The organism is Neobacillus niacini (assembly GCF_030817695.1).
Taxonomy (GTDB): Bacteria; Bacillota; Bacilli; order Bacillales; family Cytobacillaceae; genus Neobacillus; species Neobacillus niacini_F.
On record NZ_JAUSZQ010000002.1, the window covers coordinates 2954882 to 2967057 of the forward strand.

Sequence of the window (12176 nt, forward strand, 5' to 3'; positions counted from 1 at the left end):
TTATCATTTTGCGAATAGTCCGGAGCAGCAACGCTTCGGAATGACGAATGCTCGAATGCGGTATGATTTGGATTTGCTAAGCGATTCTCTTTTCAACACAACAACATAGAACTTTTATTCAACTTTTCTCTCTAATGAAACGGACTCTTCATTTCTCTTAATCTCCTCCTCCCAGAAATCGGCATTCTTAATTCCTAAAGCTTTAGGATCAAATACTGGGTCGAGAATCCCTTGTTTTCTTTGTTTTTCATAGTCTTTCAACGTAATCAATGCCGGTTTGGCAAGGATTAAAATCGCGATCATATTTAGCCATACCGTAATTCCTAATCCAGCATCTCCTAATGCCCAGGCTAAGGTGGCTTCATTACTTGCTCCGTAAATGGATGCGGCGATAACAACAAGTTTTAATAGGAACATTGCCCACTTACTATCTTTACCCCGGGTTAAATAAGCGACATTGGTTTCAGCTATATAGTAATAAGCCATAATGGTCGTAAAAGCAAAAAAGAATAAAGCGATCGCCACAAATCCTGCACCAAATCCTGGGAACACACTGTCAATAGCAGCTTGAGTAAACCCAGGTCCCACCTCGACTTCTGGTATATTATTGACCAGTCGAGTCCCATCTGCTGTCTCTGTATTATACATTCCGGTAAATAGAATCATAAATGCAGTCGCAGAGCACACAAATAATGTATCAATATAAACAGAAAAGGCTTGAACTAATCCTTGTTGTGCCGGGTGTGATACTTCAGCAGCTGCTGCCGGATGCGCCCCTGTTCCTTGACCAGCCTCATTTGAGTAAAGTCCACGTTTTACTCCCCATAAAATCGCCATTCCAATCAATCCGCCGAATATAGAATCCATGGCAAACGCACTTCTAAAAATAAGAGAGAAAACCTCTGGGACTGCTGTAATATTCATAGCCATGATCACGATAGCTAACAAAATGTATCCTAAAGCCATAAACGGAACAATAATGGTAGCTGCAGTAGCAATTCTTTTGACCCCGCCAAAGATAATGACAGCCAATAAAAGACCAATAACGATTCCAGTTACATTCTTATTAATGCCAAAGGCAGTATCGATTCCTAACGCAATTGAATTCGACTGAACTCCCGGCATAAGAATGGCAAGAGCGACAAACATTGCCACAGCAAACGTAACCGCAAACCACTTCCAACCAATTCCCTTTTCGATATAATAAGCCGGGCCTCCGCGATATTGCCCATCTTGTTTTACTTTGTATATCTGTGCAAGCGTGGATTCAATATATGCACTAGATGCACCAACAAAAGCAATGACCCACATCCAAAAAACGGCACCTGGACCGCCGAAAAATATCGCTGTTGCTACACCTGCAATATTCCCGGTCCCCACTCGGCCTGAAAGCGCTATAGATAATGCTTGGAAAGATGACACTCCTGCGTTTGAACTTTTTCCTTGAAACATGAGCCTAACCATTTCCTTAATTTGTCTTACCTGCACAAAGCGTGTCGAAATCGAAAACAATAACCCGACAAGCAATAACCCATAAATAACAGGAGTACTCCATAATAATCCATTTAATCCATTAACAAATCCTTCCAAACAAATCACCCCTTGTATATTTTTAAATGCTAAAAAACGTAATCATATAGAAAATTAAAATAGTAAACGTTTTCAAAAACATGCAAAGCCATCCGATTAAATTCTTGCAAATAGTCCCCGGAGCAATAACGCTCCAGAAGGACTATCCTTATTTTGTAATTAGGCAGGTAGGTTTCTACGAATGAATGAATTCCAGTCAACTTGATATAACCAGCTGGCTGCTGCTTCAATATCCTTTGAGAAAATACGATCTTGTGTAATGCTTGGAATAATCTTTCTTGCTTCCGTATAAAACTCTTTTGTAAATGAAGCCATCTTTTCTACTCCGCGATATTCAATGGCCTGCAAAGCACAAATGAGTTCGATCGCTACTACACGGCGGACATTTTGAATGATTTGATGGGCATGTCGCGAACCGATTGTCCCCATGCTTACATGGTCTTCCTGGTTCGCTGAAGATGGGATGGAATCCACACTTGCTGGATGAGCGAGTGTTTTATTTTCAGAGACAAGTGAGGCTGCACAATATTGCATGATCATTGCCCCTGATTGCAAGCCAGGCTCCGGACTTAAAAATGGCGGTAAATCATTCAATTGCGGATTTACAAGACGCTCAATTCGCCGCTCAGAAATATTCGCAAGCTCTGCCACGGCTATTTTCATAAAATCCATCGCAAAGGCAATCGGCTGGCCATGGAAATTGCCCCCAGAAATGACCTTTTCACCGTCATCGAAAATAAGCGGATTATCGGTCGCTGCGTTCATTTCTATTTCAAGCTTCTCTTTCACATAATCAAGTGCCTGCCATGACGCCCCATGCACTTGCGGAATGCAGCGGAGAGAATACGCATCCTGTACCCGCAGTTCTCCTTGCTTCGTGATAAGCTTGCTGCCCTTGATCATTTGGCGGATACGTTTTGCCACTTCTGATTGCTGGCGATATCCGCGAACGAGGTGAACATCTGGATCAAAGGCATCTTCAATCCCTCGTAACCCTTCTAATGTCAATGAAGCAATCGCCTCCGTTTGATAGGCTAACTGTTCGGCTTCTATATAATTGACCAGCCCCATTGCCGTCATCGCTTGTGTGCCATTAATTAACGCCAATCCCTCTTTTGCTTTCAACGTCAATGGAACAATGCCTTCTTTTGATAAAGCGGTGATGGCCTCTGTTTTCTCCCCTTTATAAAACACTTCACCTTCTCCCATTAGCACAAGTGCCAAATGAGAAAGTGGTGCCAAATCCCCGCTTGCCCCAAGAGACCCTTGCTGAGGGATGACTGGATGGACATGTGCATTTAAAAGTTCAAGCAAACGCTCAATCACAACAGGACGGACCCCGGAAAATCCTTTTAATAGTGCGTTGGCACGGAGGAGAACCATCGCTCTTGAAACCACTTCTGGAAACGGTTCTCCTACGCCGCAAGCATGGGAATGAATCAAATTCCACTGCAGCTGCTCTACGTCCTCTGCATCGATCAACACATCACTGAACTTTCCAAAACCGGTGGTAATACCATAGACGACTTTCTTCTGCTCTACGATTTTTTCAACTGCTGCCCGGCTTTTTTTCACTTTCTCTACGCTTTTAGCTGAAGCTGTGACAAACGCTTTTTCGTATAATACTTTCTTTGCGTCTTCAATGGTTAAAGACTGACCCGTTAACATAATCATGTGCAACACTCCTCATTCTTTTTTTACATACAAAAAGGAGGCTATATTGACAGACGTATCCCGTCGTCAATATAGCCCCCTATGTTCACTAATAACTATAGGCTAAATTATTTAAATATGGTTAATTCCCAATCCGATTGCTTCATGTTCGAATCCACGCACCGGTGCTCCTATCGTTCCATACACTGCGACTGCAATCCATTCGCCTTCTTCCACATTTTCAAACGGCGTGCCGCGAACAATCGCAAATCGAAGTCCTGCTGTTCTCAACATACCACCAAGCTCTACTTGACCGCGTGTCACCCCGTGCATCGCTTCAATAATTGCATGATATAATGCATGCATTTCACGATAAAGTTCAGGGTTGACAACCCGCTGTCTTTTAGCTGACGTCTCAATGGCTGCTACGATTTTTTGTAGCTCCATTGATCCGACTTTTCCTTTTCCATATAGCCAATTCTTTCGCGTTAGCTCACTAGTTATGGAGGCTTCTTCCTCTTCTTCCGCAAACGCGTACATTATTGCCTGTTGCCCGATTCTTCTATCGAACTCTTTCTTCATGCTGTACCTCTTCTGCAATTTCTAATTTTCTAAATTCACTAATAACTATTCCTCATTGTAAACGTTATCAAATAGTTCGGTCAACATATTTTTTTATTGTGCAATCCCCTTTCTAATCATTTTACTTACTTCCAAAGGATTAAGTTCCTACTATATGCTTTGTTTTTTTAATTTACAATCCTTGATAAAATCCTTAGAATGGTCATTATGGGATACGAAACTTAGTTTAAAAGATTAAAAGGGAGTTTATGACATGATTAATGTATTATTTGTCTGCTTGGGAAACATTTGCCGTTCACCAATGGCTGAGGGCGTGTTTCGTGACTTACTGAAAAAAGAAAATTTGTCTAGCAAAGTCAGCGTTGATTCCGCTGCAACAAGTTCTTGGCATATTGGTGCTCCTCCGCATAAGGGAACACTTGCAATCTTAAAAAAATACAACATTTCCGCGAACGGTCTTGTTGGACGCCAATTAACAAAGGAAGACTTTGAAACGTTCGACTATATCATTGGGATGGATGAGAGCAATGTAAGGAACATTTTTGAGATTACCGGTAAACCGCAGCATCCAAAAATTTTCCGTCTTCTTGACTTAACGAAACATAACAAAGATGTCCCTGATCCTTATTACACTGGAGATTTTGAAGAAACGTATCAGCTTGTTTCAGATGGCTGTCGTGCATTGCTTAGGAAAATTCGAATGGAACATAACATAACCTAAAAAATATCCCACCAATATTATCATTGGTGGGATGTTTATTATCTAAATGATTCCATAAGTTACTTTTTTACTTTCTCATTCTCCTACTATCTTCTCCTTCTGCTCTATTAATGAGAGCATTTCATTCAAGGAGAGAGTTAAATAAGGTGTGTTCGCAGATGAATTTAAACTCCTGTTTTTATACCAAAACTTACTAAAATTAAACCAGTAGATTTTTGGAACGCCTTTTGGAACTTGGAGTTGTTCAACCACTTTTTTGCGTAATCGATAACATATACAAGGGTTAGAAACCACAATACAGCGAGTAAAGTAAGGATTGATGCTAACACAATCAATTGTTGATTTACATTTCCGTTCAAATCGATAAATTGTGGCATGATTGTTATATACACTAAAACAGTCTTTGGATTAAGAACATTACTAAGTAATGCTTGCATAAAGGATTCTTTATTATGCCTACTTGAAGAATTGGCAGGTGCATTCGCTTGTGCTTGAATTTCCTTTAAAGAAAACGCACTTTTAGCAAAAAAACTTTTGATACCCAAATAAATTAAGTAAGCAGCTCCCAAATATTTGATGGTACTAAAAAGAATGACAGACTTTGCAATGACAACAGATAATCCAAGAATGGCAATAAGCGTCCAAAAAGAAAGCCCCGTTACCATTCCGAGAACCGTATAACGTCCTGCTTTTGGTCCATAGCTGAGCGTGTTTTTCACCAATAGCATAGTATCTGCTCCTGGTATAACAACCATCATTGCGGCAATTGATATATATGTTAGTAAGCTATCCATGTTGTTTCTTCCCTCCCCTTTTAATAGTGACTACCAAAGTAACTACTTAAATGAGTATATCAGAGGTATTTGGAAATAATCAACAGATTTTGATAAAATATTAGTAACTTAGGTAGCGACTACTATTGTGTGGAGGGTTTATGAAAGAAATCATTTTAGAAACGTTAAAAAATCTAAATTTTACTGAATATGAAGCAAAAGCGTATCTTACCTTATTGCAAGAATCACCACTAACTGGTTATGCAGTAGCAAAAAATTCTGGTGTACCTCGTTCAAGAATATATGAAGTTCTGGATGGTCTCGCCATACGAGGGGATATCCTGATTAGTCCTGGTAATACACCACAGTACACTCCGGTTCCGGCAAAGGAGCTAATTAAAAACCGTCGAATGAAAGCAGAAGAGAATTTTGAACTGGCTGAAAGATCATTAGCGGAGTTTGAGAGTTCCGCAAATGACCGTGAAAATATCTGGAATATCACGGGCCGCAATGAAATACTCGATAAGGTAAAAGCTTGTATATCATCTGCTACAAAAAGAATTCTGTTAGAGGTTTGGAAAGAAGAATTTGAAGAATTAGAGTCTGAACTTAGACAGGCAGCAAAAAAAGGGGTCAACGTAACGATTATTGCTTATGGGGAAATCGTCTCCGATTTTGCTAATGTTTACCTTCATTATATGGGTCCCGAAATTACAGATGAGTATGGTGGACGATGGATTGTTTTTAGCGGCGATGATTCTGAAGTAGTGGCAGGTATTGTCTCGCTGGGTGAAGATAGCCGTGCAGCATGGACCATGCATGTAGGTTTAGTCATGCCAATCACTGAAGTCATAATTCATGATTTGTATCTCATGGAGATTATGGAGAAACATAGGGAGCTATTAGAGGAAAGTTTTGGGGAAAACCTCGTCCATTTACGTCGCAAATTTTCCATCCATCCAGATTTTAAAAAACATTATATGAAATAGATTTGTTCTATTTTGTCTGTTCCTCTAGAAAAATTTATTCCATCTTAAAAACAGGAGTACCCTGTGCTAAAATTCAAAATATCCCTGATTCCTTTAATAGAATCAGGGATATACATTCGCACACAGTTATTACTTAAATTTTTTCACATTCTTCTAGTATCTTCTCTGTTTGCTCAATTAATGAGATCATTTCACTCCAGGAATTTTGCGTATTAAGATCCTGTGAATGTGCTAGATTGTTGCGAAGGATTTCTAATTTCTTAAAAAAGTCCTTACCTTTACTCTTTGATTCAATCCCCAAAAGTTCTCGTAAAGGTTGTTCGCCTAAAACGATGTCCCTTTTATCACAAAGCTGCAGGCAATCACTTAGCTCAATCGCTTCATTTCGTATTTTTCGTTGTAAAAATAATTCCTCTGCCTGTTCGATTCGTTTGGCACTTAAGTGACTTTTCCAGCTATCCGCTTCAAAATACTCACGAATGATTCGGTATAGATGCATTTCTACTAATGAAATCACCCCGAATAAAAGCATTCGAATTGGTGGTTTCTGAAGGTCGGCAAGTGTCACCACCTTGGTAATTCGGTTACCTTCAATAATGAAAAGTCTATCCGTGTCTTTAAAAATAAATAGCGTTTGAAGCAGCGGTGTGGAATCTGACACGAGATCGGATGGGCTAAAGCTGCGAAAATATTCCTTACACGTTCCCGCACCCAAATCTTCTCTTAATACATAACCTATAACCATGCCATTCTCTTCGACTCCAATGACGTCATAGTCTTTTGAAACCATTTGGTCTCTTATCTGTTGTGCGTCATCTCTCACATTGCACGTAGCTAAAACCTCTGAGATACTGTTAACCGTTATATTTTTTTCAAATAATGAGCGAAGACTTCTGTAAGTACTGACATGATCTCGCTGTTGTATTGGGATGAACTCCATACGAACCTCCATCTCCTATTACATCACATGATACAAATTTTGATACATCTATTTTACCACTCCGAATGGTTATTTCTAATCCGATTTAACACCTTTGTATGTATTTCCTATTTGTAAACATCTATTCACAGATGAAATGAAAAGTTGATTTCACCATTATCATTGTGGGCTAAAAGGTATATGAGCTGGTTACGAGGGGCTGAACCGGGGCATTTGTTTACTCCATGTAAGGTCAAGCATGTTTTAGAAAAGTGATCTCTCCCTAATTTAATTATAGCAGATAAACAATGGCCAATATAGACTGTTTATTCTTATTTACTACTGATAAAATGCAATAGAACTTTAAATGTGATTTGTTGGAGGTATCACTGTTCCGATTTACATTTAATAATCCGTTAGGAGAGATGTAGAATGAGTTCTTTGGTTCTCGGTTTTCAGGAAATGGAAAAAACACAGCTTTTGCTCGTTGGCGGAAAAGGATTAAATTTAGGGAAATTATCAAAAATTCAAGGAATACAAGTACCAGAAGGATTTTGTATTACAACACTGGGATATCAGAAAGCCATCGATCAAAACGAAACGTTTCAAGCATTGTTGGAGCAACTAACCATGCTAAAAGTAGAGAATCGAGATCAAATTAGTGTAATCAGCAGGAAGATTCAACAACTCATTATGGATGTAGAAATTCCTTCCAATGTTGAAAAAGCAGTTGCTCACTATCTCTCCCAGTATGGCTCTGAACATGCTTATGCAGTGCGTTCTAGTGCGACTGCTGAAGATTTACCACATGCCTCCTTTGCCGGGCAGCAAGACACCTTTTTAAATATCATCGGATTAGAACCCATCTTGCAACATATCAGCAAGTGCTGGGCTTCCCTCTTTACGGATCGCGCCGTCATCTACCGTATGCAAAATGGATTTGACCACAGACAAGTTTATATCTCCGTTATCGTTCAAAAAATGGTTTTCCCACAGGCTTCAGGAGTATTATTTACGGCTGATCCGATTACGTCGAACCGAAAGCTGCTATCCATCGATGCCAGTTTTGGACTGGGAGAAGCATTGGTCTCTGGCATAGTCTCTCCTGATTGTTATAAAGTACGGGAAGATAAAATCGTCGATAAGAGGATAGCAACGAAAAAATTGGCTATCTATGGACGAAAAGAAGGCGGAATAGAAAAACAAGAGATCAATCCTAATCTGCAAAAGACTCAAACACTTACAGATCAACAAATATTACAACTCGCACGGATTGGAAGACAGATCGAAGCTTATTTTAGTTCTCCACAAGATATCGAATGGTGTTTGGTGGATGATACCTTTTATATCGTCCAAAGTCGTCCCATCACTACTTTATTTCCCATTCCCGAAGTGAATGATCAAGAAAATCACGTATATGTTTCTGTTGGCCATCAACAAATGATGACCGACCCAATGAAACCTTTGGGATTGGCTTTTTACCTGTTAACCACTCCTGCACCCATGCGTACAGCTGGTGGAAGATTGTTTGTAGATGTCACACCTATGCTTGAAATGGTAGTAAATACTCTGGGTCATTTCGATCCGCTCATAAAAGACGCACTCCAGACCGTTATAGAGCGAGGAGATTTTATTAAATCAGTACCAAATGATGTAAAAGCACCTAGTCCTAGCATAAACAATTCAAATATGCTGGCAGAAATCGAAAACAATCCGACCATCGTTTCTGATTTGATTATGAGAAGTCAAACATCGATAGAAGAGTTAAAACAAAACATCCAAACGAAATCAGGACCGGATTTATTTGATTTTATTCTGGAAGATCTCCAGCAATTAAAGAAGATTTTATTTGACCCACAAAGTTCGGCTGTGATTATGGCTGCTCAACATGCTTCAGGATGGATCAATGAAAAAATGAACGAGTGGTTAGGTGACAAAAACGCTGCAGACACTCTTTCTCTATCAGTACCAAACAATATTACTTCGGAAATGGGTCTGGCGCTATTGGATGTTGCAGATGTAATTCGTCCTTATCCAGAAGTAGTTCATTATTTACAGCAGGTAAAAGATGATGACTTTTTGGATGAATTGGTTAAGTTAGACGGCGGTAAGGAAGCCCAAGAAGCAATAATATCTTATCTCAATAAATACGGTATGCGATGTGCTGGAGAAATCGATATTGCAAAAGCACGCTGGAGTGAAAAACCAACTACACTTGTCCCCCTGATTCTGGGTAACATCAAAGAATTTGAGCCTAATGCTGGCAAACGGAAATTTGAGCAAGGGCTGCAGAAAGCTTTGAAAAAAGAACAAGAGTTAGTAGATCGATTGAAGCAATTACCTGATGGTGAACAAAAAGCCACAGAGACAAAACGAATGATCAGGCAACTACGGAATTTCATCGGGTACCGTGAATATCCAAAATACGGCATGATTAATCGCTACTTCATTTATAAGCAGGCGCTACTGAAACAAGCCGAACAACTCGTACAAACCGGCGTTATTCATGAAATAGAAGATATATACTATCTCAGTTTTGAAGAACTTCACGAAGTCGTACGCACAAACAAACTGGATTACGAAATCATCAGCAAACGAAAAGATGAATACAAATTTTATGAAAAACTAACTCCCCCACGTGTCATCACGTCTGATGGTGAAATTATTACGGGTCAGTACAAACGAGAAAATCTCCCATCACAAGCTATTTTAGGTCTGCCTGTTTCTTCGGGAGTGATTGAGGGGCGAGCACGTGTCATCTTAAGAATGGAAGAGGCTGATATCGAAGATGGAGATATATTAGTGACCTCCTTTACTGACCCCGGCTGGACACCATTATTTGTATCGATAAAAGGTCTAGTTACTGAAGTTGGTGGACTCATGACTCACGGAGCCGTGATCGCACGTGAATATGGCTTACCAGCAGTTGTTGGGGTGGAAAATGCTACCAAACTAATTAAAGATGGGCAACGGATTCGCGTTCATGGAACAGATGGGTATATCGAAATAGTGTAACTGTTTAATTCGTCTAGATTTAAAAAGCAGCACCGCTCCTGTGGTTATTGGAGCGGTGTCTCATCATGCATGTTTTGATTCCTTGATTGGCACATACCTCTAATCTCTTAACGCCTTCCTTGCCATTTCAATTAGTTCACTGGATTCTTTGCCATTCGTATCTTCTGCAATCGTTCTTAACGATCGTTCAAAATTCTCAGCTTTTTCAGCTTGCTGAATTAACCATCTTAGATCTTCTGTATCAAAATAGAATTGTGGAATACTATCATGCCTGCCGTTAAGATCCAATTCTACAAATGTCTTCAACCGATTAAGTCTTAACCTCTCCAAATGTCATTCCCTCCCGATGTCATAATTAGTTCCCAGCTTTAAAAGAATTTAATTGATTATATTCATCAGAACAAGACTTGATAACAATGATTGTATGTACAAAATCCAAATGATAATAGAAAAAAGAGTGCCAGGCACCAATTAAATGGTGCCTGGCACTCTTTTATTCGATAAATCTTGCAACACCTTTACCGCAATTTTGACACGTACCTTCGAGGACAATTCCGGGTGGTGAATCTTTGACGACATAGTTTACAATTTGTACAACATCGCTACAATTACTACACCAAACATTTCGTTCGAGCTCTTTGCGTATTGCCGCTGGAATGGCAAGCCATTTTTTATTTGCAGAAAAAGAAACTGCCCCTTCGTTTACTTTTTTAACCAATCTGTTACCCCCCTCTTTTTAAATTCATACTACTATAATTACCTAATAAGTAATACCCTGAATTATTAAAAACAACTCATCTCTTTATCATCTTCTAAATGTAATATAGTCAACATTTATTGGCTCCAGGTCTGCTGCTCTTAGAAGTTGATTGATCTGTCCTCGATGGTACTGACCATGAAGAGCAACATGGGTTAAGATATCCCTTATGGAATGATGAAACTCTGTACCTTTACTATTTTTATAGGAGACTAGTTGATCTAGACCGGTATTGGATAACGTTGAAAGGAATTCAGCATAGTTATGATGATTTTGCTTAACCATCTCTACACATGATTCTATACTAGCCTCTGCCCAGATTGGTAAATGTGAACTATCTGCACCTTTTAATCTAGTAAACCAAACGTGTTCCGCATGAAGGATATGGGAGAAAAGTTTATTCGCCTGCTTGTTCTCTTCACCGATTTGTAAGGTTTCTAGAATTCGTTGATTTGCCCAATGTAAATGTTTAAACATCGATTGGATTGTTTCCAAACTAAGCACCATCCTTTCTATCATTTCCTAAAGGTCTTTAACATCCTAAGGTGATTCTATAAAAACATCTAACTGCTTTCCCCATCTATACATTATACATGTATCTTATCTAGCATCCCGCTGCCGTGCTCTAGATAAAACAAAAAGCACATCTCATTAAGAAATGTGCCTGATTTTTCGTATCGTTTGGTTTGTTTCTCCTAACCTTGCAATACTAGGAAATACCCCAAGATACTCTACAGTGTTGTTTTCATTAGACGATATCTTTTCTAATATATGTAAAATTTTCAGTCATAAGAGTTGTTGTATGCTTAATTAATTCTTTTATTTCATTTTGACCTGCAGACAACAAATCTTGTCCCTTCTCCAAATTTTCGGTCCGGCTTAATAATTCCATCTGTCCTTTTTCCAAATTTTTCGTACGACCTATTAATTGGATCTGTCCTTTTTCAATATTTACTGTTCGATCTATTAAATGCTTCTGTCCGCTTTCCAAACGTTCTGAACAACCCATTAATTCTTTCTGACCTTTATCTATTTTTGCTAGTTCTGAAATAAAAGTATTTAATATTTCTTCCATACCAAAGCCTCCATTTTTTCTTTCCAGATACATTAACTCATTTTAAATAGCCACTGGATTATTGGTATGAATTAAAAGAGCGCCAATTCATTTTCTTTAATT

Annotated in this window: 12 protein-coding genes; 3 read left to right on the plus strand and 9 right to left on the minus strand. The window is 39.1% G+C overall.

Translation table 11 applies throughout. The features are described from left to right. Nucleotides 1-114 precede the first annotated feature (114 nt). The 3 genes from QFZ28_RS15190 to hutP form a co-directional block, all read right to left on the minus strand. Complete coding sequence (locus QFZ28_RS15190) at nt 115-1590, minus strand: alanine/glycine:cation symporter family protein (RefSeq protein ID WP_307195407.1); 1476 nt, start codon at nt 1588-1590, stop codon at nt 115-117. A 159-nt stretch (nt 1591-1749) separates the two neighbouring features. Beyond that, on the minus strand, nt 1750-3264 hold the full coding sequence (gene hutH / locus QFZ28_RS15195; protein ID WP_307195408.1) for a histidine ammonia-lyase: 1515 nt from the start codon (nt 3262-3264) through the stop codon (nt 1750-1752). Between the two features lie 111 nt (nt 3265-3375). Beyond that, on the minus strand, nt 3376-3825 hold the full coding sequence (gene hutP, locus QFZ28_RS15200; RefSeq protein WP_307195409.1) for a hut operon transcriptional regulator HutP: 450 nt from the start codon (nt 3823-3825) through the stop codon (nt 3376-3378). Between the two features lie 253 nt (nt 3826-4078). On the opposite strand from hutP, the gene QFZ28_RS15205 reads away from it, so the two are divergent. Further along, the gene (locus tag QFZ28_RS15205) at nt 4079-4546 is read left to right on the plus strand and encodes a low molecular weight protein-tyrosine-phosphatase (RefSeq protein WP_307195410.1); all 468 of its coding nucleotides are present in this window, start codon (nt 4079-4081) and stop codon (nt 4544-4546) included. A 164-nt stretch (nt 4547-4710) separates the two neighbouring features. On the opposite strand, the gene QFZ28_RS15210 is transcribed toward QFZ28_RS15205, so the two are convergent. Next, complete coding sequence (locus QFZ28_RS15210) at nt 4711-5340, minus strand: homoserine/threonine efflux transporter (protein WP_307195411.1); 630 nt, start codon at nt 5338-5340, stop codon at nt 4711-4713. Between the two features lie 140 nt (nt 5341-5480). Between QFZ28_RS15210 and QFZ28_RS15215 the strand changes: the two genes are divergently transcribed. Beyond that, nucleotides 5481-6308: a TrmB family transcriptional regulator gene (locus QFZ28_RS15215; RefSeq protein WP_307195412.1), complete on the plus strand. Its 828-nt coding sequence runs from the start codon at nt 5481-5483 to the stop codon at nt 6306-6308. Between the two features lie 133 nt (nt 6309-6441). Here QFZ28_RS15215 and QFZ28_RS15220 read toward each other — a convergent pair whose 3' ends face one another. Next, nucleotides 6442-7248 (minus strand): hypothetical protein, encoded by an 807-nt coding sequence (locus QFZ28_RS15220; protein ID WP_307195413.1) that lies wholly within the window; start codon nt 7246-7248, stop codon nt 6442-6444. Between the two features lie 411 nt (nt 7249-7659). Here QFZ28_RS15220 and ppsA point away from each other — a divergent pair, with 411 nt between their 5' ends. Further along, nucleotides 7660-10242 (plus strand): phosphoenolpyruvate synthase, encoded by a 2583-nt coding sequence (gene ppsA / locus QFZ28_RS15225; RefSeq protein WP_307195414.1) that lies wholly within the window; start codon nt 7660-7662, stop codon nt 10240-10242. 99 nt (nt 10243-10341) lie between these two features. Here ppsA and QFZ28_RS15230 read toward each other — a convergent pair whose 3' ends face one another. The 4 genes from QFZ28_RS15230 to QFZ28_RS15245 form a co-directional block, all read right to left on the minus strand. Then, on the minus strand, nt 10342-10572 hold the full coding sequence (locus tag QFZ28_RS15230) for a hypothetical protein (RefSeq protein WP_307195415.1): 231 nt from the start codon (nt 10570-10572) through the stop codon (nt 10342-10344). A gap of 163 nt (nt 10573-10735) precedes the next feature. Next, entirely contained in the window at nt 10736-10960 is a 225-nt protein-coding gene (locus QFZ28_RS15235) for a hypothetical protein (protein WP_307195416.1), read from the minus strand. A gap of 87 nt (nt 10961-11047) precedes the next feature. Beyond that, nucleotides 11048-11503 carry a DinB family protein gene (locus QFZ28_RS15240; protein ID WP_307197039.1) on the minus strand — a complete coding sequence of 152 codons (456 nt, stop codon included), beginning with the start codon at nt 11501-11503 and terminating at the stop codon, nt 11048-11050. Between the two features lie 244 nt (nt 11504-11747). Beyond that, the gene (locus tag QFZ28_RS15245; protein ID WP_307195417.1) at nt 11748-12074 is read right to left on the minus strand and encodes a hypothetical protein; all 327 of its coding nucleotides are present in this window, start codon (nt 12072-12074) and stop codon (nt 11748-11750) included. Between the last annotated feature and the right edge of the window lie 102 nt (nt 12075-12176).